Origin of the sequence: Seonamhaeicola sp. NFXS20 (genome assembly GCF_049132085.1) — a bacterium.
Classification (GTDB): Bacteria; Bacteroidota; Bacteroidia; order Flavobacteriales; family Flavobacteriaceae; genus Seonamhaeicola.
Map to the genome: position 1 here is coordinate 225,769 of NZ_JAFMPU010000003.1, position 24,071 is coordinate 249,839.

A 24,071-nucleotide genomic window follows, 5' to 3' on the forward strand; every position below is an offset into this window, starting at 1 on the left:
TAAGGGATTGGGATTACTAGTTAGATGATATTGTATTAAGTGCTAAAGCATCATCAATACTAGATTTAGTAGAGATACCAAAATTTATTAGTCTTACCCAAGTAGATGTTTCAGTTCCTGTGGCTCCGTATAATAAATCTACATGTGAGAACTTGTCAAATTCCATAAACAAGTAAAAATTAGCATCATCGCCATGTACATCAACATCTGCTGGTTCTGAAACCCAATTGTCTATAGGAGCTGCCAATGCAGGGTTTAACCTATATAATGTGAATCCTGCCGGATTAGGCCCATTAACAAATCCTGCTTGTTCTAAATTAGTTGTAGAACTTAAATAAGGTGTGATTTTTGAAGTAACTGTATATGGATTAAATCCTGAAATTTCAGTGAAATTTCGGTTGCTTCTAGTATCAATGTCTCTAGACTCTAAAACAACATTTTTTATTACAGCTGGCGTACCATTAGGTGTTTTTGGTGTAACACTTCCTGTTTCTACCAAATCAAACGAATACGTTACATAATCATCATTACTAGAGTTAAATGAACTCACCCTTAACTCATTAGTGCAGTCTACTGTATAAGTACCGTTAATGTTTAAAATAGTAAGAACAAGATCATAATAGTTATTTTGATATTGTATTGCTTTTGAATACAACACCTTTTCTCCGGCCTTTACATCTTCTAAATTAATTGCTGTTAAAGCAATCGCATTCTTAAAATTTAAAGCGGTAGAATGTTTGTGCGTTTTAGTACTTTTTTCTTTGTTAATTTTTAGTGAATCTAAAAAATGTGTATTTCTAAACCCTAGAGCAGAGAATGTGTTAATTCCAAAACATACTATTAGAAATAATATGTTGAATTTAAGGGATTTTTTCATGGTTAAATTTTTATAGCTTTGGTAAAATTCCTGCACTATAAAACAAAACCTTTTAATAAAACGGATTAATTACGTTTGAGGGAAACGATTAAAACATTGAAAATCAGCAAACAAAACATAATTATCCAATATTTAACATTACAATATTAATGTATGCACTGTTAAAAACCTAATAAAAACAGATATTTTTATCGATTAAACGCAAAAATACTCGACGAAAAACTAGTTTAACCGTCGTTTTTTTATTCAAATTAATAAACAATTAAGCTCATCAAATCTTCAATTTTTTAGTAAAATTTAGCTATAAGCAGAAACAAAAATTTAAGAAAACCCTAGTTTCTCTGCTTCAAAAATATACAGTTTTACCCGTTGCACCGGTTTAATCTCTCTAGATGAGATTACTTCAATAACGAAACAGTAATCATGACGTATTAGCACTAATTTTTATTAATTAACTACAATTTTTTTTGTAAACACTTGATTGTTTTCTGTTTTAAAATAAACTATATAAGCTCCCGATAAGACATTAGATATATGTATACCTTTCTCTAAAGCACTATTTGATAAATCCTGTAACTCTAAAACAGTTTGCCCACTCATGTTTACTAAAGTCATTTTTGCTATTGTTGTATCTAACTTCTTTACAAATATTTTACGTTGTTTATTTAGGTAGTAAATATGATTTTCTTGTTGTTCTAATTCTTTGGTGCTTAATTCTTGTTGTGATTGAAATACAATCTCAAACCTATCATCAAATTTCCCTTGATTTGATGAAAAACTATAAGATTCACCTTTACTTAAATCAAAATACGTTTCTGTTAGATTATCTTTTATATAAATTTCTTGATTTTCGTCTATATTTTCTAGTTCTGTTATTTGTATTTTAAACGAATTATTTCCTGAAGATTTAAAGTTTAATGGTATTACTTTCTCTGATGTTAAAGGTCCATAAGCTTGCATATTCATACTCTGCCCATTTAAACTTAAGTTTAAATCGTTATTATTTGATTCTATACATTTAGCATCGTAACCATAATCATAAGCATCTGTAGTTATTTCACTAAATCCTAACAATAATTCTCTTCGTGTTTCTGGCCCTGATACAGATGAAAACTCTAACCGAATTTTTTTAAATATATTTTCAGTATCTGTTTCTTCTTGGGTTGAACTTTCACTTTTGTTATTCTTTGTAGTGTTCTTGAAAAATACAGACCCATTGTCATAGGTTCCATCGGCATCATCTTCTAAAACAAATACACGCTGCCCATTGTTAAACTCTATTTTACCATCGGCTATTATTTCTGTTATGAACCCTTGACCAACAGGTAAATATCTTGAAGGTATTAACGTACCGTCTTGCGAACCATTATGATCTCCGCTTATACCTACAAATTGATATGCTCTTGTTGCCCCCAACTTGTTTACTTGCGCATACCCACCATTATACTCGTTTAAATAATGCGAATCACCACTCCATTGTTCCCATAGATGGAGAGTACCATCTATAACACCCTGATTATCATCTATAAATTTATGTATATCTAATGCTGACGGATAGGGATTTCCTAATAGATAATCTGTTTTAGACACATCTGTTTCTGAGCCTGCTCCTCCTACATCTATAACATCTACCAAAATAGTACCGTTGTTGGGTTTACCTTCAAATATATACTGTTGTTCTGTTCCTGATTTTCCTGTGCCTTTTTGAGTATACCCTATTCCTGGTTGTAGTGATGTTGTAGGTGATATTTGATTCCAATCCCAATAAGTAACCCCGTTTATAAAAGTATATAACCAATAGGTACTTATATTGCCTGTTCCTGTATAGTCTGATGTAAATGTAATATTAGAACCTGTTTCATCTTTCAGCATATTTAAGCTAAATGAGCCGTTATTTGTATTATTAGTTGATGCGTTATTATTGGTTAATGATGTAGCTCCTAAAGTACCAACTGGAGAAGACCAATAGTTATACCTATATGGATTTGCAGTTCCTTCCTGTCTTCTTAATATTTTCCCTAAAGAAGAAGTAACCAAATCGCTGTTTTTTGTTTGTATTAACTGAGAATCTCCCATTAAATCTAGAGTACCATTTAACTCTAAATAACAACTGTTATTAACACAGAAATCTCCATTTATTGTTAAAGTTTTATTACTGTCTATAATTAACCCAAGGTTATCTAACGAATGATTAACAGAGACATTGTTTTTTATGTGCACTATGCTCCAAGCTTTATTAGAACTTGTATCAGTTATATCCCAAACATTGCCGTGTAACCAGGTACTTGTATCTGTCCAACTACCATCATTATTTGATACGTAAGGCATAGGTGTTGTTTGCTCTTGTACCTCTGAAATATTATGTAGAACAAGATCTCTTCCATAATCTGAATAATCAGTAGTAGTTAAACTTAAAATATTAGTCATTGGGTAATAAGCTTGCAGATTAGACCATGCCACTACTTGCCCTTTTGTTACGGTATCACTAATATCAACTATGTTTTTAGGAATAATTGCACCTTCAACATTACCATCAACTTCTTTTATTTCTTGATAAACCATTTGTTGTAATTGACTAGTAGTTAAAGCTTTATTAAAAACCCGAACTTCATCTATTGCACCTTTAAAATGGTCATAACTTGTGGTATTTGTAGGATATCGCCCTATTGTAAATTCTCTTTTTGAATAAATATGCTCTGTTCCATTATAATTTTTGGTAATTAATTCTGAATCTAAATCAGAATTAGTTACTGTATTTAATAATTCACCATTAAGATAGAGTTTTATAGATTTAGAAGATGCATCAAAAACACCTGCAACATGATACCAAATATCATTTTCTAACTTAATATTATCTAAAGAATTAGGTTGCACCAGAATATTGGTACTTGGGTAATTACTTGCAGAAGTTACTTGTTTTTGAGTAACAACTAAAAATACTGGTGTTCTAGATTCTGTAATATAAAGTCTCATAGACTCTTGTCCTGCAATACTATACTTATTTGCTAAGTTTCCATTATGAGTATGTTCTATTTTTATCCACCCCATAATGGTACCTTCTGTCCAGTCTTCAATAAAAGGGGTTGTATCAAGATAATCATCAACACCATCAAAATATATAGCTGCTTCAGACTGTTGAATATCAATATTATCTCGATAATCTAAATCTCCCCCTATCATTAAATCACCATCTGTATCTGGTAATGTAGATAAGTCTGACGGATTTTCAATATCTTCATTTGCATCCCATACAACATCATTGGTGCCATTGGTTTCAAAAATATTATCTAAACCATCATTATCATCATCTATTGATACTATTGTGTTTGCCATTCCATTTTCTTCTATATCTGGTGTAGCATCATTATCAGAATCATCATCTAAATAATCTGGTATTCCATCTCCATCAGTATCAATAGGAAATAATCCAATACCATAATTATTCCATAAACCTGGGTAAAAGCCACTAGTATTAACCGTTCCGCTAGGTAACGCATAACCTAATGTTGTTTGAGCCTCAATATTATCTGGAATACCATCATTATCGCTATCTAAATCTAAATAATCTAAAATACCATCACTATCGGTATCTATAGCAGATATTACAAAACCCTCATCAAAATTTGTATCATTATCCATACTAACCACAAAAGAGTATGTTCCCGCAGTTACAGTTACCTCTTTTTCTATATATTCCCATGGTGTTGTTGATGAACTTCCACTTACGGGGCTTATTATAAACGTACCGCTATCTGCTACAAGTGTTCCAGAATCTCCAGAACTTCCTGTAAAAATACGCAACCTTCCAGAGCCTGTTTTATTATCTCTAGATGAAAAATAGCCTCCAAAAGTTAACTTTGAATCATTAGTTAGCACAAAAGTTTGATAGAAATCATTAGCACCATTGGCAATATCTAAATAATATTGGTCTTCACCATCTCCTGTTAAAGGGTTTGCATCTTCAAAAGGCCCTCCGTTACCATAATTATAACCTCCGTTACCATCAACTTTTACAACATTTGCTTTATTACCTCCTAATAATACCCAAGGAGAAATATCTACTCCTATATTATTACCAAAACCTAGTCCTTCTAAGTTATTAAAACCGCTATCTAGCAATAAATTTATACCTTCATTCACATCTAATATTCCATCGTTATCATCATCTACATCTACATTATCACTTATGCCATCACCATCAGTATCAGTATTTTCAGTTATATAACCTGTTATAACTATATTATCTAAGTATAAATATTCGTTATTCTTTGAAGCATCTCCTCTAAATCTAAACCTAGAGTTGGCTGTAAAATTATAGTCATCACTTAATGCTGTTACTGTAATATTTGTATATTCTGTTTCATTTGTAAAATCTACACCCTTAACATATTGTAATACAGGGGTACGGTTCCATGATACACCGCCATTATCTGAAAATTCAATAAAAAAATCTTCGCCATTATCATAACCACTTGTTCTGAAATCAAATTTTATAGTTACATAATTATATGCCCTCAAATCTATATCATCTGTATAAGTTTTTGAAGAACTAGAGCCATTTCTTATAGATACACGTTTAGAATATGTGTAATTTTTTATTTCACAATTAGAACCAGAGTTATTCCATATTGTAGAACCGAAACTCCCTGATTCAAAATCTTCAGAATTTATTTCAATAGCAATTTGTGAATGTGATTTAAAAGAAACTGTAAAACAAAAAAGTAAAAGTGGTAGTATAGCAATATACTTACATTGATTAACAACGCTTTTCATGAATATATTATTAGTTTTGAGAAACTTATTTCTTAATACTAATAACAAATACTTTTTCGTTAAATGGACATAAAATACTTATACAGTGAGAGGGTAAGTATTTAGTCGCAAACTAATATGAAATTTGTTTTCTAATTAATTATCGGGAGCAATTTTAATAAAAAAATAAGAAAAAACCTAAAGTAAATTAAGATTTTTCACTGTTTAAAACATTAAAAAAATCGATGAAATGCATTTTTTTATAGGTTTTTTCTTATTTTTCAATAAAAAGTACTATATATATTCAATTCTTATTTACATTTTATGTATTGAGTTAATCTACACTATAAAGTTCACTAAATCTTCTACTTTAGAAATTAATTGAATTTTTATAGTTGTATTTTTTAAAGAAATTTTATTGTATTTAGACACAAAAATGGTTGAAAAACCTAATTTTTCAGCTTCTAAAATGCGCTGTTCTACCCGTTGCACTGGTCTAATTTCTCCAGACAATCCAACTTCAGCAGCAAAACAGTAATCACTTGGCAAAGGTTCATCTTCATTTGAAGATAAAATGGCTGCTACTACTGCTAAATCTATTGCAGGATCATCTACTGTAATGCCACCAGTAATGTTTAAAAACACATCTTTTGCACCTAACCTAAAACCAGCTCTTTTTTCTAAAACAGCTAAAAGCATATTAAGCCTTTTAGCATTAAAGCCTGTTGCTGAGCGTTGGGGAGTTCCATATACAGCAGTACTTACTAAGGCCTGAACCTCAATCATTAAAGGGCGCATACCTTCTAAAGTAGCTGCTACGGCATTTCCAGATAACACCTCATCCTTTTTAGAAATTAGAATTTCACTAGGGTTAGAAACCTCTCTTAAGCCAGAGCCTTGCATTTCATAAATTCCTAGTTCATGCGTAGAACCAAATCTATTTTTGTTGGCTCTTAAAATTCTGAATACATGATTGCGGTCTCCTTCAAACTGTAATACGGTATCTACCATATGTTCTAGAATTTTAGGCCCCGCAATATGACCATCTTTAGTTATATGCCCAATAAGAATAACTGGAGTTGCAGTTTCTTTGGCAAACTTTATTAGCTCTGTAGTACACTCTTTTATTTGCGAAATGCTTCCTGAAGACGATTCGATATAATCGCTATGAAGTGTTTGAATAGAATCTATTATAACCACATCTGGCTCTAAACTTTCTATTTGTTTAAAGATGTTTTGGGTTTTAGTTTCTGTTAAAATATAACAGTTGTTATTGTTTGGGTTAATGCGTTCTGCACGCATTTTTATTTGCTTTTGGCTTTCTTCGCCCGAAACATAGAGCGTTTTATAAGGAAGTTTTAAAGAAATTTGCAGCAGTAACGTACTTTTTCCTATTCCGGGTTCACCTCCTAACAAAACAAGAGACCCTGGCACAATACCTCCTCCTAAAACTCTATTAAATTCGGTATCTAAAGTATCTAATCGGGCTTCTTCAGAAATGTTAATTTCATTTATTTTAAGAGGTTTTGCAGTGCGTTTTGAGCCAGAAGACGTTGTTAGTTTCCAATCACTTTTTTCTGGTTTTTGAATAAGTTCTTCTGCAATGGTATTCCACTCCTTACAAGCATTACATTGTCCTTGCCACTTAGCATATTGTGCACCACAATTTTGGCAATAAAAGGTTGTTTTAATTTTTGCCATTAATACCCAAAGTCTCTTTTAATTGCATCTGCTCTTTCAAGCACTAAATCTTTTGTTATTCCTGCTATTTCATCTAAAGTATAGGCAGATTGGTATGTGCGCATTGCTTTTTTGGGTTCACCTCCTTCTTCATAAAATCTACCTAAATAATAACCCCCTAAAAGTGTTTCTGGATATTGTTTTCTAGCTATTTTACCTAAATCTTCATAATACTGATATTGCTCTGTTTTTTCTATTGCTGCTGAAATGGCTTTAAAATCATTAATTAAAATTTGTTTTTCAATGCCAAAAAGCGCATTTATAGTTTCATATTTTTTTACTAAATAATCTACTGGAGAGCCTTCTAATTCTAAAATAGTTTCTTTGTATTCTTTCCTACTTATTGGTTGAAAAACTTTAAAAATGCTTTCAAAAGCATTGGGTAAAGCGTGTGCAGGAACCGAATAATGCGATGCTCCTTCAAAACTACTAAATTTATAGGTTAAGTTTTCATTTTCTATTGTAGCTATATCGCTGTTTAATGCCTTAGTCATTTGTTTAATAGACTTAGAGTCGTTTTCTGTATAGGCTAAACAATAAAATATTTTACTTTCTATACTATTTAATCGTTCCGGAAGATAATCTAGCATATGCGGAGCTAACTCTGGACTTATAACTATATAAGCCTTAAATAATGGATTAGATTTTAGTAAAAAATAATTAATGAAATTTGCGGTTTCTCCATGACCAACAGCTACTCTAAAATTGGCTGTACGATAATTTTTTTCTATGTACGGAATTAGCTCTGTACCTATAAATTCAAAAAATGCAGCCCCCGTTTCTATTGGTAATGAATTTTGTTCTGAATACATACAATCGTCATAACGCTTATCTAATTGATTAACACCAACTACAATGGCTTCTGGCATGTCTTCCCAATAAGAGTAATAATCGGCATTTCCAGCTACGGCTTCAAACATATAATCGGCATCTAACACTATAAACAGGGGATATATTTTATCTTCATTTAAATTATAACCTCTTGGTAATTGAATTTTAATTTGACGTTCTTCTCCTAATTTTGAAGATTGAAAATTTTCGTATTTAACTTGAGCATTTAAAGTAAAAATGGTTAATAAAAACAACCAACTGGAGCAAATTACTTTCATGAATTTAAGTATTTATATTTTAAAGCGTAAGTTAAGAAATTAAGTAAGAGATTAAAAAAACTGATAGTTATTTTGATTCTTTTTACTTCTTTATTCTGTTATAAATTGGCAAATAAAATAAGGACAAAGCACCAAAAACAATAATTAGAAGTGTTTGAGACGCCCACATAATATAGCCAAAAGCAATACTAGGTTCTTCTGGTATTGCAAAAAGAGAAAACCCTAAATACACAGCTAGCGGGTAGGCTCCAATACCGCCGTTGGTAGCAGCAATACTAAAACTAGCTGCTATAAAACCTATTAAAATTGCAGAAAAGGGAATGTTAGAGGTTTCATTTAAAGCAAAAGATGTTACATAAAACATAAGTACATACATTCCCCAAATAAATAAAGTGTGAAAAATGTATGCCCACTTCTTTTTCATTTTAAAAATACTTAAAGCACCTTCTATTAATCCACTTACAAATGTTTTAATTTTTAAAGCTAATTTAGATGAGCTTCTTTTAATAAACATGGTAAAAATTAAAGCTAACACAAGTAATCCTACCAAACCAATAATGATTTTAACCGGATTAAACTTTTCTGTTAAAAAGCCGTAAATAAAATCGAACTGAAGAAAAAGGGTTATAGTAATTATACCTAACATTACAAGCATATCTGCAATACGTTCTGCTACAATAGTTCCAAAACCTTTTTCAAAAGGAACTTCTTCATAATTAGTTAAAATAGAGGCTCTAGCAACCTCTCCTGCTCTGGGTATGGTGTAATTAATTAAATAAGCCGCCATAACAGCCATAACACTATTAGCTAATTTAATGTTATAACCCATAGGCTCTAGTTGAAAACGCCAACGGTAGGCCCTAGATAAATGACTAAGTAACCCAAAGAAAACACCTAGTAAAATCCATTCTTTACTTGCCGTTTGCCAATATTCATAAATTTTTGCCAAAGGAACTGCCTTTAAAGAATACCAGACCAAAAAAACTCCCAATAATAATGGGAGTGTAATTTTTAATATTCTTTTTATTTTAAGACTCAATGGTTATTTTAATAAATTGGTTGCCTCATCTGGAAATACTAAAGAAGGTTTAAATTTTTTAGCTTCTTCAATATCCATAACAGCATAGGTAATTAAAATTAGGGTATCTCCAACAGATACTTTTCTTGCTGCTGCTCCGTTAAGGGTTATTTCACCACTATTTCGTGGCCCTGGAATGCAATAGGTTTCTAAACGTTCACCATTGTCATTATTTACAATTTGAACTTTTTCACCTTCAATAATATTGGCAGCATCCATTAAATCTTCATCAATGGTAATACTACCTATATAGTTAAGGTCTGCACCTGTGCATTTAACCCTGTGAATTTTAGATTTTACTACGTGAATTTGCATGTGACAAAGATAATTAATTTAATGCGATATTATCAATAAGTCTAATATCATCAGCATATACTGCTATAAATGCTCTATATACTTTTTTGTTTGATTTTCGTTTAACTGGTTTTAGGGTTTTAGCATCTGCTATTATAAAATATTCTAATTCTAATAAATCATGATTAGAAAACTGATTTTCAACCCATTCCGTTACTTTACTAGCACTTTTCGTGCCAAATATTTTTTTAGCTGTTGTTAAAGTTTTATAAATAAAAGGTGCTGCTTCTAAATACTCTGGTTTTAACCTAGTGTTACGTGAACTCATAGCTAAGCCTGTAGCTTCTCTGTGAATAGGACAACCTTCTATTTTCACAGGAATATGGTGTTTTTCTATAAGTTTTTTTATTATTTGTAACTGCTGAAAATCTTTTTCACCAAAGTAAGCATTGTGGGGTTTTACTATTTCAAAAAGGCGTTTTACAATGGTACCAACACCGTCAAAATGTCCGTGACGAAATTTCCCTTCCATTTCAAACTCTAAGCCATCAAAATCAAATGATTCAGAAACTGTTTTACCCTCATAAACATCATCAACAGTTGGAGCGTAAACCAATATTTTGTCTTTTGAAAGTGTTTGTAAAAGCGCAACATCTTTCTCTAAAGTTCTTGGGTATTTTTTTAAATCATCACTATTATCAAACTGAGTAGGGTTTACAAAAATACTTACTGCCACTCTATCATTCTTTTTTAAAGCACGCTCTACTAAAGCTAAATGTCCTGCATGTAAAGCTCCCATTGTGGGTACCAAACCTACAATCTGGCTTTTAGCCTTTAAAAGCTCAATTGCTTTTATAATTTGTTGTTTTTCTGAGTAAACTTCCACCTTTTAATAAAAAATTAACGCCTGCAAACTTATGATTTTACAGTCAATTTGCATAAATTTTTGTACTTTTGCGTGTTTTTTATTTTGATTTTACAATTGTAAGGCTTGAATTTAACATGTCTTACAGCGTTTCTTAAAAAAATAGAAATCGTTAATTCCTAGTTAAAAATGACTTTAAAACGTCAGCAAAAACAAACATATGAAAGATAAGAGGATATTGTATGTATCATCTGAAGTAGTGCCTTATTTACCTGAAACCGAAATTTCTTCAATGTCGTTCGAAGCCCCTAGACTTGTAAACCAACAAGGTGGTCAAATTCGAATTTTTATGCCTAGATACGGAAATATTAATGAGCGCAGACATCAATTACATGAAGTTATCAGGCTTTCTGGAATAAACTTAGTAATTAACGATTTAGATATGCCACTTATAATTAAAGTAGCCTCTATTCCTAAAGAACGCATTCAAGTTTACTTTATTGATAATGATGAATATTTTAAACGAAAAGCAACCTTAACAGATGAAGACGGACAGTTGTTTTCTGACAATGACGAACGCGCCATATTTTTTGCAAAAGGTGTTATAGAAACTGTTAAAAAATTAAATTGGGCTCCAGATATTATACATGTTCATGGTTGGTTAGCCGCCCTTTTACCTGTTTATTTAAAAGAATACTACAAAGACGAACCTTTATTTAGTGAAAGTAAAATTGTTACTTCGGTTTATAACCAAAGTTTTGATGATACTTTAAATAAAGATATGATTAATAAAATTAAATTTGACAATATAAACGAAGATGCCTTAAAAACTATTGAGGAACCTTCATATATCAATCTAATGAAAATTGCTATTGATTATTCTGATGCATTAATTATAGGCTCTGAAACCATTCCAGAGGCTTTAGACTCTTATTTAAAAGCATCAGATAAGCCTATTTTAGAATATAAAAATAGAGATGAATTTGGCGAAGCTTACACAACATTTTTTAATAATACCGTTTTAAGCTAACCAATACTTTCATTTTAACATTTATGAAAAAGACTATTAAAGCCCTTCAAATTCCTGTTATTCTTCTTTTACTTGTAATATCTTTTATTGCTTGTGATAAAGACTTTAATATAATTGATAGTGATGTTTTAGGTAGAAACCACGCTAATTTTAATACAGATGTAGATACCTTGCCTATTGTATCATACAATAAAATACTAGACTCTGTTCAAATAAACGGATTACCTTCTAATTTATTAGGGTATTATAATGACCCAGAATACGGACCAACTACAGCTGGTATTATAACCCAAATAACCCCAAATTCATATAATCCTGATTTTGGAGAAAACCCAGTTATAGACTCTGTAGTATTAAGCGTGCCTTATTACAGCGAAATTACTGGAATTGATGACGATGGCAATACCACTTACTCTATAAACGATTCCTTATACGGCAACCCAATTTCTAACATGAAATTATCTATTTATGAAAACGGTTACTTTTTAAGAGATTTTAACCCAGATAATTTAGAAGAAGCCCAAAACTACTACTCGCATGCAAATAGCGGAGACCCTAGTAATAATTATGCCCTTACAGACAATACATTAATAAATTTTGATGCCTTTAAAGGTGCATTAATTAAAGACACCATATTTACACCTAGTAGCAACCCAATAGTTACAGTTGTTAGAACAGATTCTGACACTACCGAAACTATAAGTGTTCCTGCTTTAAGAATTAAACTTGATAATGACTTTTGGAACTCTGCAATTATTAGTAAAGAAGGGCAAGCAGAATTAAGTAATGCTAGTAATTTTAAAAACTATTTCAGAGGTCTTTATTTTAAAGCCGAAGCAATAAGCGGAAATGGAAACATGGTGTTATTAAATTTTGGTTCATCTGATGCTAATGTAACAATTTATTACTCTAGTGATGACGAAGATAATGCTGGCGAACAAATTCAAGGCACTTATAGCTTTAACTTTAGTGGTAACAGATTAAATACTTTTATTAATGAACATACGGTAGTGATACCTACTCCTAACAAAACCTTAGGTGATGATAAAATTTATTTAAAAGGCGGTCAAGGTTCTATGGCTATTGTAGATTTGTTTCCAACAACTGAAGCTTTGAATGATTTTCTTAATGAATTTAGAGTTATTGATGGTGATGACTACTTAAAAGATGAAACCACAGGAGAATATGTCTTAAAAAAACTTATCAACGAAGCACATTTACTTATTTACGAAGACGAAACATCTACAACTACCCTTAATGACTATCATAAATACGACAGAATTTATGCCTACGATATTAAAAATAATTTTGAAACCATAGATTATTTATTTGATGTTACTGAAAACACTTCAGAACCAGTAAACTCAAGAATAATAAGTCTTGGCGTTAGAGATACTATTAATAAAAATTTTAAAATTCGTTTAACAGAACATTTAAATAACGTCTTAGTTAACGATTCTACTAACACCAAAATAGGATTAGTTTTATCAACAAATGTTAATTTAACCACCAATTCTGAAATTTTAAAAAGCGAAGATGTAGTTACTGCTATTCCTACAGCAACAATTCTAGCTCCAAAAGGAACTATTTTACACGGAAGCAATAGTGCTAACCAAGAAAAACGCATGATATTAAAGCTCTTTTATACTGAGCCTAAATAAGTTAGTGCAATATATAAATAATAGATTTTATTAGTTTTATTTGAATTTCATCGTATAAAACAACTACTTTATATATTAATTTAGTTTTGTTTAACATTTATTTTACATATTTGTTCTGCTATTAACTTATAATATTAACCCAAATTAATTAAATACTTATGTGTGGCATAGTTGGATATATAGGACATCGCGAAGCTTACCCTATTATAATAGAAGGACTTAAGCGATTAGAATACCGCGGTTATGACAGTGCAGGAATTGCATTATTTGACGGAACAGATCTTAAAGTTTCAAAAACCAAAGGCAAAGTAGCAGATCTTGAAGCTATTTCAGAAAAAGAAATCACAAAAACTGGTAATGTAGGCATAGGTCATACACGTTGGGCAACACATGGTGTTCCTAATGATGTAAACTCACACCCTCATGTTTCAAACTCTGGAAATCTAGTAATAATACACAATGGTATTATTGAAAACTATGAGTCTTTAAAACAAGAGCTTATTTCTAGAGGATACACTTTTAAATCTGATACAGATACCGAAGTTCTAATAAATTTAATAGAAGACGTAAAAAAACAAGAAGGTGTTAAACTTGGTAAAGCCGTTCAAATTGCTTTAAACCAAGTCATTGGCGCTTACGCTATAACTGTTTTTGACAAAAATAAACCAGAAGAAATAGTGGTAGCTCGTTTAGGAAGCCCTTTAGCTGTTGGTGTAGGTGAAGATGAATTCTTTATTGCAAGCGATGCCTCTCCTTTTATAGAATATACAAAAGACGCCATTTATTTAGAAGATGAAGAAATGGCTATTATAAGATTCCATAAAGGCATTAAAATAAGAAAAATTAAAGACGATTCTTTAGTAGATCCATATGTGCAAACACTTCAATTAAACCTTGAAGAAATTGAAAAAGGCGGATATGACCATTTTATGCTAAAGGAAATTCATGAGCAACCAAAAGCTATAACAGACACATACAGAGGTAGGCTTTTAAGAGACCAAGCCATTATAAAAATGGCAGGAGTTGAAGATAACATGAAAAAATTCCTCAATGCTAACAGAATTATCATTGTTGCTTGTGGTACTTCATGGCATGCTGGTTTAGTTGCAGAATATATTTTTGAAGACTTAGCTAGAATACCTGTTGAAGTTGAATATGCTTCAGAATTTAGATACAGAAACCCTGTTATTAGAGAAGATGATGTTCTAATTGCCATTTCACAATCTGGAGAAACTGCCGATACTTTAGCCGCTATAAAACTTGCTAAATCTAAAGGTGCCTTTGTTTTTGGAGTTTGTAATGTAGTTGGTTCATCTATTGCTAGAGAAACCGATGCTGGCGCTTACACTCATGCAGGTCCTGAAATAGGAGTAGCATCTACCAAAGCATTTACAACACAAATTACCGTATTAACACTAATGGCATTAAGGTTAGCTAGAGCAAAAGGAACTATAAGCAGTTCAGATTTTAGACGTCATTTACTAGAATTAGAAATGATTCCTAGTAAAGTAGAAAAATCTCTAGAATCTGATGCGCACATTAAGTACATAGCAGATATCTACAAAGATGCTCCTAACTGTTTATACCTTGGTAGAGGTTATAACTTCCCTGTTGCACTAGAAGGCGCATTAAAATTAAAAGAGATTTCATACATCCATGCTGAAGGCTATCCTGCTGCCGAAATGAAACACGGCCCTATTGCTTTAATAGATGAAAACATGCCAATCATTGTAATTGCTACTAAAAAAGGACATTACGAAAAAGTGGTTAGTAACATTCAGGAAATAAAATCAAGAAAAGGAAAAATTATAGGAATTGTAACAGAAGGAGATGAGCAAGTAAAAGAACTTGCAGACCACGTTATTGAAATTCCAGAAACCTTAGAATCTCTATCTCCTCTTCTTACCACAATTCCGCTACAATTACTATCATACTACATTGCAGTTATGCTAGATAAAAATGTAGATCAACCACGAAATTTAGCAAAATCTGTTACTGTAGAATAGATTTTAATTTTATATATAAAAAATCCCAAAGCTTTAAATCTTTGGGATTTTTTTATTATATTAATTTTATCAAAAACGCAATTTTAATACCATTTTTTTGCTAATTTGTATTATGCGCGCATAGTTTTTTGCGATTTTATTTTTATATTGCCTAAATAATTAAAACTAATTTAACTAAATGAAGACAATTTTTCCTATTATTATGTTGTTTTTTTGTGGTTTAATCTACTCTCAAACAACAATTTCAGGTTCTGTCACAGATGAGAATAAACAACCCATCCCTGGTGCTAACATTATCATCCTTGGCACTAGTACAGGGGTAGTTTCAGACTTTGATGGAAATTTCACATTAACGTTTTCTCAAAACCCTCCATTTACACTTCAAGCAAGTAGTGTTGGTTTTGAAACAGTAGCACAAGAGGTTACAACAAACAACCAAGTTATTAACTTTGTTTTAAAAGAAGGTAATGCTCTTGATGAAGTGGTTATTTCTGCTTCAAGAACTCCAGAACGCATTTTTGAATCGCCCGTTACTGTTGAAAGATTTGGACTTAAAGAAATTAAAAACACTGCCTCTGCCGATTTTTATGATGGTTTAGAAAACCTTAAAGGTGTTGATGTAAATACAAACAGTTTAACCTTTAAATCAGTTAACACTCGTGGTTTTGCAACGTTTGCAAATAATCGTTTTATGCAATTGGTTGACGGTATGGATAACTCAACCCCTGCACTTAACTTCCCTATAGGGAATTTAGTAGGAATGGTAGAAACAGATGTACAAAGTGTTGAACTACTGCCTGGAGCTTCATCTGCTCTTTATGGCGCTAATGCTTTTAACGGAATTTTATTTATGAGAAGTAAAAACCCTTTTGATCATCATGGAATTAGTGCATATTACAAGCAGGGTATAACTTCTCAAGAATCTGCGGGAGACAACAGCTACACAGACTTTGGTATAAGAATGGCTCATAAATTCAGCAATAAATTTGCTGCTAAAGTTAACTTTGGCTACTTAAAAGGAACAGATTGGGCTGCTACTAGTGAAGTAGATAAAATTGACCCAACTAGAACCAGAGCAGATTTAGACTATGATGGAATAAACGTTTACGGTGATGAAGTATCTGCAAATATTAGATCTGAAGCTCCAGAATCTGTAAAAGGAATCATCCCTGATGTTAATGTAAGTAGAACAGGATATAATGAAAGAGATTTAACCAACTACAATGCCGAAAGCGTAAAAGCAGATTGGGGCTTGTATTTCCGCCCATGGGAAAACGATTTTGAAATTCAATATGTTGGTAAAGTAGGCACAGGTACTACTATATACCAAGGTACAAATAGATATAACATTGACAACTTCTTCCAACAACAACATAAAATTGAATTTAAAAATGACAACTTTTTCTTAAGAGGCTATGTGGTTGCTGATAAAGCTGGTGATTCTTATGATATGGTTTTCACCGGAATTAACATTAACAGGGCTTGGAAAAGTGATGAACAATGGTTTAAAGAATATATTGAAACCTATGCAGGAGCTACTCTTGGAGGCGCTACCGAAGCCGAAGCCCATGCAGCAGCCAGAGCGCAAGCAGAATCTGGAAGATACAAACCTGGATCAAACGAGTTTGTGGCGGCCTTTAACAAAAGTATAAACGACCCCGATTTATCTACTGGTTCTAAATTTCAAGATGCTTCAAAATACTATCACGCCGATGCTAATTATAATTTTGGACACCTAATAGATTGGGCAGAAATTCAAGTTGGTGGATCTTACAGAAAATACAGTTTGAATTCTTCTGGAACTATTTATACTGATAATGATGGACCAATACATTATTCTGAATTTGGTTTATACTCTCAAATTCAGAAAAACATCGAATTAAATGATGATTTACAGCTAAAGCTTACTGGTTCGTTACGTTATGATAAATCAGAATTTTTTGACGGTTTCTTCTCTCCAAGAATATCGGCTGGTTTAACCGTAAACAAAAACCATAACTTTAGAGCATCTGTACAAACAGGATTTAGAAATCCAACAACTCAAGATTTATTTATTGGTTTAGATGCCGGTAGAGCTATTTTGGTTGGTTCTGCTCCAGACAATTTAGACCGATATGTTCGTACTTTTGATGTTAGTGATGAAGGACAAGCTTTAGGGCAAGGAGCTACCGTTACTCAAACAGGTAGAGTTACTTATGAAAACTCATATACAGCAAGCTCTGTTTTAGAAATGGCAGACACAGGAAATCCTGCTGTTTTAGAAATTGCTAATCCTGACATCATTCAGCCAGAACAAGTATCTTCAGCAGAAATAGGTTACAGAGGTAAATTTAACAACTTAATTGTAGATTTTAGTGCTTATTACAATAAATACAAAGATTTTATTTCTCAAGAAGTTGTAATTGCTCCTTTTTACGGCACCGTTGGTGATGGTGGTTTATCTATAGCTGCAATTGCTAACGATGATTACCAAGCCTATAGTTCTTATACAAATTCACCTGCCGATGTGAATTCATACGGAGCCTCTATTGGATTATCTACTAAAGTTTTTGGAAACTTTGATTTAAGCGGAAGTTACACTTTTGCTAAACTTGACTTTGATAGAACCAAATATCCCGATTTTACTACAAACTTTAATACTCCAGAACACAAATTTAAAGCATCCTTCGGAAATACTGATTTATTCAAAAATTTCGGATTTAATATTGCTTATAGATTTAGTGACGATTATTATTGGGAAGCCACTTTTGGTAATGGTCTTGTTCCTGAATACCATGTAGTTGATGCTCAAATTAATTTAAAAGTTCCTAGCTTAAAATCTTCTTTCAAAGCAGGTGCCACAAACTTATTAGGAGAAGAGTACTTTACTGCTTTCGGTACAGGATTTATAGGATCAATGTACTACGTTTCATGGACAATTAACAACTTATAATTATTATGAAAATGAATTTTAACTCAAAATATATAGGGCTTTTTATTGCTCTTCTTGGATTAGTTGCTTGTAACGACCCTGAAGATGTTTTAGCCGATTTTAATATAGATACAAGCACTGAAATAGTGCCAGATTTAAATACCGGTTCCGTTGATTTTTCAACCTATGTAGCTGTAGGAAACTCATTAACTGCTGGTTTTACAGACAATGCGCTTTTTATTGCTGGTCAAGAAAACTCCATGCCTAACATACTATCGCAAAAATTTGCAATGTTAGGTGGTGGCTCATTCACACAACCCTTAATGAATGATAATTTTGGTGGACTTATTTTAGGCGGAAATATTCTTTATGATCCAGACACAGGCGAACAACTTTTTACACCTCGTTTGGTTACAACTGGTAGTGCGCCTTTAGCCTTAGAAGAAGTAATAGGAAGTGTAACCCCAACAACAGACTTTTTATTAAATAATCCAACAGGACCGTTTAATAATATGGGCGTTCCAGGTGCTAAAAGTTACCACATGATTGCTCCAGGTTATGGAAACATTGCCAACTTTCCTTCTGCAGCTAATCCGTATTTTATAAGAATGACTGGTATCACTCCTAATGCAAGTATTTTAGAATTAGCCATGAGCCAAAACCCAACATTTTTTACACTTTGGGCAGGTAATAATGATGTTTTAGGGTATGCAACCACAGGTGGTGACGGATCAGACCCAATTACAGATAAAACTACTTTTGATTTTGCTATTGGCTCTTTAGTAACCACTTTAACTTCTAATGGTGCTAAAGGTATTATGGCAAACATCCCTTATGTAACAGATATCCCACACTTTACAACAGTTACCTACGATGCTTTAGACCCTAATGATGAAGATAATGGACCTGCACTTATTGCACAAATACCAACATTAAATCAAGTTTACGGAGCTATAAATCAAATTTTTGAAGCTTTAGACCCCTCTAGAACCATTACCTTTTCTACAACAGAAGCTAATGGCGTGGTTATTTATGACGAAACATTAACTGATTTATCTGCTCAAATTACAGCTGCCTTAAGTTCTAGTTCTAGCTTTTCATTATTTGTTCAAAGCTTAGGCTTGTCTGAACAAGAAGTTCCTTTAGTAGCAACCTTAATGGGCAATGCCTATGGACAAGCAAGACAAGCCAATGAAAATGATTTGTTACTACTATCAAGTGCTTCCGTAATTGGTGAAGTTAATAGTTTTTCATTCAATGCTCTAAAAGGCTATGGGTTATCAGATGCTTTAGCTGCACAATTTTCAGTTGAAGGTATAACATTGCCTTTAATAGACAAATGGGTATTACTACCAAGTGAACAAGAAGAAATTAAAACAGCTATTGATGAATTTAATACCACTATTAAAAATACTGCTGATGCCGCTGGTTTAGCTTTTGTTGATGCAAACTCTTTACTATCAGAATTAGCTACAACAGGATTAGCATCAGATAATTTTATTTTAACTTCTAACTTAGTAACCGGTGGCGCTTTTTCTTTAGATGGAGTGCATCTAACAGCAAGAGGCTATGCATTTATGGCAAATGAATTTTTGAAAGCTATTGATGCTACTTATGGAACAAATTTTGAAACCTCAGGAAATTTAGTTGATATAGGAAATTATCCAACTAACTATTCCCCAACGTTACAATAAACACTAATTAAAAAATTAAACGAAGACACCTTCTAACCGAAGGTGTTTTTTTATTAGAAAAAAGCTTAAAAAACAACTTTCTTTTTAAATTAAAAAATATATCTTTGCAGCCGAAAACAAAAGCATGTTTTCATACAATTAAATCGCATAATATTAAACAGATAAGTAATGTCAAAAGTTACAGGTAAAGTTGCACAAATAGTAGGACCAGTTATTGATGTAGAATTCGGAGCAGGGTCTGAACTTCCAAAGATTTACGATTCGTTAGAAATTAAAAGACCTGATGGCTCTACATTAGTGCTTGAAGTACAATCTCACATTGGTGAAGATACGGTTCGTACTATTGCAATGGATTCATCAGATGGTTTAAGCAGAGGAACAGAAGTTTTTGCAACAGGAGCACCAATTCAAATGCCTATAGGCGAAGATGTTTACGGACGTTTATTTAACGTAATTGGAGATGCTATTGATGGTTTAGGTAATTTACCTAAAGCTAATGATGATGGGTTACCAATTCACCGTCAAGCTCCTAAATTTGAAGATTTATCTACTTCAACAGAAGTGTTATTTACAGGAATTAAAGTTATCGATTTAATTGAGCCTTACGCTAAAGGTGGTAAAATTGGATTATTTGGTGGTGCCGGTGTAGGTAAAACAGTATTAATTCAAGAATTAATTAACAATATTGCAAAAGGTCACGGTGGTTTATCGGTATTTGCCGGTGTAGGTGAAAGAACTCGTGAAGGAAATGACCTTTTAAGAGAGATGTTAGAATCTGGTATTATTAAATACGGTGATGATTTCTTACACTCTATGGAAGAAGGCGGATGGGATTTAGCAAAAGTTGATAAAGCAGCCATGAAAGATTCTAAAGCTACTTTCGTATTCGGACAAATGAATGAGCCACCAGGGGCACGTGCGCGTGTTGCTTTATCTGGTTTAACTATTGCTGAATATTTCCGTGATGGAGCTGGAGATGGACAAGGAAAAGATGTACTTTTCTTCGTAGATAACATTTTCCGTTTTACACAAGCAGGTTCAGAGGTATCAGCTCTTTTAGGTCGTATGCCTTCTGCGGTAGGTTACCAACCAACATTAGCAACAGAAATGGGTGCTATGCAAGAACGTATTACATCTACTAAAAAAGGATCTATTACATCTGTACAAGCAGTATACGTACCTGCAGATGATTTAACAGATCCAGCACCAGCAACAACGTTTGCTCACTTAGATGCTACAACAGTATTATCTCGTAAAATTGCTGAGTTAGGTATTTATCCTGCGGTAGATCCATTAGATTCTACTTCAAGAATCTTAACTGCCGATATTTTAGGAGCAGATCATTATAACTGTGCTCAAAGAGTAAAAGAGTTATTACAACGCTATAAAGAATTACAGGACATTATTGCTATCCTTGGTATGGAAGAGCTTTCTGAAGAAGATAAATTAGCTGTATCAAGAGCAAGACGTGTACAACGTTTCTTATCACAACCATTCCACGTTGCGGAGCAATTTACTGGTATACCTGGGGTTTTAGTAGATATTAAAGACACTATTAAAGGCTTTAATATGATTATGGATGGTGAATTAGACCACCTTCCAGAAGCGGCATTCAACCTTAAAGGTACCATTGAAGACGCCATTGAAGCTGGAGAAAAAATGTTAGCTGAAGCGTAATCCAATTGATAATTATCAATTGACAATTATAAAAACATGTATTTAGAAATTGTATCACCAGAAGCCACTTTATTTAGTGGAGAAGTTGAATCGGTTGCTGTTCCAGGAGTGAATGGTGAGTTTCAAATGCTTAAAGATCACGCACCTATTGTATCTTTGTTAAAAGAAGGTTCTGTGAAAATTTTTGGAACTATTGAATTAGATGAAGAAGTACAGGATAAATTTACTAAAGGTGATAAAAACACAACTTTATTACACATTAATTCTGGTACTATTGAAATGAACAACAATAAAGTTATTGTTTTAGCAGATTAATTTTTGCTACATATAATAAATAATAAAAAAGCGCACCATGGGTGCGCTTTTTTATTTGCCTAATTTTTATCATGTTATACTAAATATTAGTAAACTAATAATATTTAATTTATATATTTAAATTTTAGAACGTGTTTATATGATTTCAGAACAAACCAAATTGCTATGGAGAGATAGTTTTCTATGTACTTTACTTACTTTTATTGTTTCTGGAATTTTATTATTTGTTTTTTTAAACATTAGTGTTTTAGACCCCTTTTACAAAGCTTTTAAAGACTTTAGATTTACAGATATTTATTACTCTAAAATTTATACAAATAACAGCGTTGAAAAAGACATTATTATTGTTAATATAAAACAAAGTGATAGGTTTACCATTGCCCAAGCTATTGAGAAAGTACAACAACAAAACCCCAAAGCAATTGGTATTGATGCCATTTTTAAAGAACAAAAAAACACTTTTACAGATTCTATATTAAAAGCTGTTTTAAACAAATATGATAATATTATCACCGCTTATTATTTTGAAGGAGATTCTTTAATTACAAATCATAATTACTTTAAAACTAATAATGAAAATCAGGGCTTTATTAATGTAAACTTCAATAATGAGGACAAAGTAATTAGAGATTTTTTAGGAATTAAAAAAACAGAAAATAAATTATCTTTTGCTACTCAAGTAGCCTTAAAAGCTGGTAAATTGAGTAAAAAAGATGTTGAAACTTTAAGCGAAGGCATTCCTATAAATTACTTTGGAAATTTAGATGCTTTTTTAACTTTTGACATAGATGAATTGTTAGATTTAGAGACAATTCCATCAATAACAAATGCCATAGTTTTATTTGGCTATTTAGGAACTCCTACAGGCAATGCTTTTGATATAGAAGACAAACATTTTACACCTCTTAATGAAACCTTTGTGGGTAAATCTACCCCCGATATGTTTGGAGTTTTAATTCATGCTAACATAATAAAGATGTTAACTACAAATAACTTTATTAGTAAAGTGCCCAAAACTATAGTTTATTTACTAGCCTTTATTTGTACATTTTTTATCGTTATGTTAGCAATTAAACTTTATAAAAAAAGTGAATTACTTTATGATATTATAATTAAACTAATACAATTAATCATTTCAATTACTTTACTATACTTGGCACTTTTATTGCTTAGACAAAATATATACATTTATATAACACCTATTTTGGTATTAACTATTTTTAGTTTAGAAATGATAGACTTTTATGTTTATCTTCTAGATTTTTTAAAAAAGCGTTTTAAATGGCAAAGTTATTTGTTAAACTAGTTTTTCTATTATTTTGTGTACAACCTTTGTGTGCCCAAAATTCGCTTTGTGTTTACAAAACAAAAGGCACCTTACTAATTGAAGATAAAGGCACACAAACAAGTTTAAAAAAAGGTGCCCTGATAAATAAAAAAAGCTTAGTACACGTTTTACCTCAATCAGAATTAACAACTATAGACAATAATGGTAACTCTTATAAAATAAACGTTGATGGTAAATATAATTTCAGTAATCTACTTAACTTTAAAGTAAAAGACAACAAATCTAGTTTTACTTCAACCTACTTTAAACATATTTGGGAAGAACTAACAAGTTCTGACGACGGAAACACCCTAATTGGCGGTGTTTTTAGAGGCGATTTATTAATGATTACCCCTAAAGATACCTGTAAACTAGCCAGCTCTAAAATCAATTTAAAATGGCAAACTTTAAAAGATACCAAACTATATTATGTGTTTATAAAAAATATTAAAACTGATGCTATTTTAAAGATTGAAACAAACGGTTCTCAAATGGCTCTATACAATGATAATCCTTTATTTTATGAAGGTTCTCATTTTGAATGGACAGTTTCTACTAATGCTTTTCCTAACCTTGATAACTTACCGTTTTTTAGTTTTGAACTAATTGATAGAAACACCTACCAAGAAGAAAAAACGCTATATAAAGATTTTATTTCAGACTTAAAAGCCATGAATCTTTCAGAAATAGAAATAGAAAGCATCCTTTGTGAAACTTACGGATTATGTAAATAAC

16 protein-coding genes are annotated in these 24,071 nt (G+C 31.9%); 9 read left to right on the top strand and 7 right to left on the bottom strand.

Annotation, left to right across the window (positions count from 1 at the left end; genetic code table 11):
* Positions 1-16 precede the first annotated feature (16 nt).
* The 7 genes from J1D01_RS07225 to panC form a co-directional block, all read right to left on the bottom strand.
* Positions 17-877 (bottom strand): hypothetical protein, encoded by an 861-nt coding sequence (locus J1D01_RS07225; protein ID WP_421150337.1) that lies wholly within the window; start codon positions 875-877, stop codon positions 17-19.
* 447 nt (positions 878-1,324) lie between these two features.
* The gene (locus tag J1D01_RS07230; RefSeq protein WP_421150338.1) at positions 1,325-5,650 is read right to left on the bottom strand and encodes a LamG-like jellyroll fold domain-containing protein; all 4,326 of its coding nucleotides are present in this window, start codon (positions 5,648-5,650) and stop codon (positions 1,325-1,327) included.
* Between the two features lie 318 nt (positions 5,651-5,968).
* Entirely contained in the window at positions 5,969-7,330 is a 1,362-nt protein-coding gene (radA, locus tag J1D01_RS07235; protein ID WP_421150339.1) for a DNA repair protein RadA, read from the bottom strand.
* Positions 7,330-8,478: an alpha/beta hydrolase gene (locus tag J1D01_RS07240; RefSeq protein ID WP_421150340.1), complete on the bottom strand. Its 1,149-nt coding sequence runs from the start codon at positions 8,476-8,478 to the stop codon at positions 7,330-7,332. The genes radA and J1D01_RS07240 overlap by 1 nt, the downstream gene beginning before the upstream one ends.
* A gap of 82 nt (positions 8,479-8,560) precedes the next feature.
* On the bottom strand, positions 8,561-9,517 hold the full coding sequence (locus J1D01_RS07245) for a lysylphosphatidylglycerol synthase transmembrane domain-containing protein (RefSeq protein ID WP_421150341.1): 957 nt from the start codon (positions 9,515-9,517) through the stop codon (positions 8,561-8,563).
* Positions 9,518-9,520: 3 nt separating this feature from the next.
* The gene (panD, locus tag J1D01_RS07250; RefSeq protein ID WP_076699157.1) at positions 9,521-9,871 is read right to left on the bottom strand and encodes an aspartate 1-decarboxylase; all 351 of its coding nucleotides are present in this window, start codon (positions 9,869-9,871) and stop codon (positions 9,521-9,523) included.
* 13 nt (positions 9,872-9,884) lie between these two features.
* A complete protein-coding gene (gene panC / locus J1D01_RS07255) occupies positions 9,885-10,736 on the bottom strand; it encodes a pantoate--beta-alanine ligase (RefSeq protein ID WP_421150342.1) in 852 nt (283 codons plus the stop codon).
* A gap of 199 nt (positions 10,737-10,935) precedes the next feature.
* Between panC and J1D01_RS07260 the strand changes: the two genes are divergently transcribed.
* The 9 genes from J1D01_RS07260 (at position 10,936) to J1D01_RS07300 (ending at position 24,070) form a co-directional block, all read left to right on the top strand.
* Positions 10,936-11,745, top strand: coding sequence for a glycogen/starch synthase (locus tag J1D01_RS07260; RefSeq protein WP_372938544.1), 810 nt, complete (start codon positions 10,936-10,938; stop codon positions 11,743-11,745).
* Positions 11,746-11,768: 23 nt separating this feature from the next.
* Positions 11,769-13,406 carry a DUF4270 domain-containing protein gene (locus J1D01_RS07265; protein WP_421150343.1) on the top strand — a complete coding sequence of 546 codons (1,638 nt, stop codon included), beginning with the start codon at positions 11,769-11,771 and terminating at the stop codon, positions 13,404-13,406.
* A gap of 158 nt (positions 13,407-13,564) precedes the next feature.
* Positions 13,565-15,412 (top strand): glutamine--fructose-6-phosphate transaminase (isomerizing), encoded by a 1,848-nt coding sequence (gene glmS, locus J1D01_RS07270; RefSeq protein WP_421150344.1) that lies wholly within the window; start codon positions 13,565-13,567, stop codon positions 15,410-15,412.
* Positions 15,413-15,590: 178 nt separating this feature from the next.
* Positions 15,591-18,344, top strand: coding sequence for a TonB-dependent receptor (locus tag J1D01_RS07275; RefSeq protein WP_421150345.1), 2,754 nt, complete (start codon positions 15,591-15,593; stop codon positions 18,342-18,344).
* Positions 18,345-18,355: 11 nt separating this feature from the next.
* A complete protein-coding gene (locus J1D01_RS07280) occupies positions 18,356-20,017 on the top strand; it encodes a G-D-S-L family lipolytic protein (RefSeq protein WP_421150346.1) in 1,662 nt (553 codons plus the stop codon).
* 168 nt (positions 20,018-20,185) lie between these two features.
* Complete coding sequence (atpD, locus tag J1D01_RS07285; RefSeq protein ID WP_421150347.1) at positions 20,186-21,694, top strand: F0F1 ATP synthase subunit beta; 1,509 nt, start codon at positions 20,186-20,188, stop codon at positions 21,692-21,694.
* 36 nt (positions 21,695-21,730) lie between these two features.
* Complete coding sequence (locus J1D01_RS07290; protein WP_421150348.1) at positions 21,731-22,009, top strand: F0F1 ATP synthase subunit epsilon; 279 nt, start codon at positions 21,731-21,733, stop codon at positions 22,007-22,009.
* Between the two features lie 139 nt (positions 22,010-22,148).
* Positions 22,149-23,315, top strand: a complete 1,167-nt coding sequence (locus J1D01_RS07295; protein WP_421150349.1) for a CHASE2 domain-containing protein — start codon at positions 22,149-22,151, stop codon at positions 23,313-23,315.
* Positions 23,291-24,070 carry a hypothetical protein gene (locus J1D01_RS07300; RefSeq protein WP_421150350.1) on the top strand — a complete coding sequence of 260 codons (780 nt, stop codon included), beginning with the start codon at positions 23,291-23,293 and terminating at the stop codon, positions 24,068-24,070. Before J1D01_RS07295 ends, J1D01_RS07300 begins: the two co-directional genes overlap by 25 nt.
* Position 24,071 lies beyond the last annotated feature (1 nt).

Excerpts from the sequence above, each read along its gene's own strand:
- panD (WP_076699157.1), bottom strand. The coding sequence starts at position 9,871 with ATGCAAATTCACGTAGTAAAATCTAAAATTCACAGGGTTAAATGCACA.
- atpD (WP_421150347.1), top strand. The coding sequence starts at position 20,186 with ATGTCAAAAGTTACAGGTAAAGTTGCACAAATAGTAGGACCAGTTATT.
- J1D01_RS07275 (WP_421150345.1), top strand. The coding sequence starts at position 15,591 with ATGAAGACAATTTTTCCTATTATTATGTTGTTTTTTTGTGGTTTAATC.
- J1D01_RS07300 (WP_421150350.1), top strand. The coding sequence starts at position 23,291 with ATGGCAAAGTTATTTGTTAAACTAGTTTTTCTATTATTTTGTGTACAA.
- J1D01_RS07265 (WP_421150343.1), top strand. The coding sequence starts at position 11,769 with ATGAAAAAGACTATTAAAGCCCTTCAAATTCCTGTTATTCTTCTTTTA.
- radA (WP_421150339.1), bottom strand. The coding sequence starts at position 7,330 with ATGGCAAAAATTAAAACAACCTTTTATTGCCAAAATTGTGGTGCACAA.
- J1D01_RS07295 (WP_421150349.1), top strand. The coding sequence starts at position 22,149 with ATGATTTCAGAACAAACCAAATTGCTATGGAGAGATAGTTTTCTATGT.
- J1D01_RS07260 (WP_372938544.1), top strand. The coding sequence starts at position 10,936 with ATGAAAGATAAGAGGATATTGTATGTATCATCTGAAGTAGTGCCTTAT.
- J1D01_RS07230 (WP_421150338.1), bottom strand. The coding sequence starts at position 5,650 with ATGAAAAGCGTTGTTAATCAATGTAAGTATATTGCTATACTACCACTT.
- glmS (WP_421150344.1), top strand. The coding sequence starts at position 13,565 with ATGTGTGGCATAGTTGGATATATAGGACATCGCGAAGCTTACCCTATT.
- J1D01_RS07240 (WP_421150340.1), bottom strand. The coding sequence starts at position 8,478 with ATGAAAGTAATTTGCTCCAGTTGGTTGTTTTTATTAACCATTTTTACT.
- J1D01_RS07225 (WP_421150337.1), bottom strand. The coding sequence starts at position 877 with ATGAAAAAATCCCTTAAATTCAACATATTATTTCTAATAGTATGTTTT.
- J1D01_RS07290 (WP_421150348.1), top strand. The coding sequence starts at position 21,731 with ATGTATTTAGAAATTGTATCACCAGAAGCCACTTTATTTAGTGGAGAA.
- J1D01_RS07280 (WP_421150346.1), top strand. The coding sequence starts at position 18,356 with ATGAATTTTAACTCAAAATATATAGGGCTTTTTATTGCTCTTCTTGGA.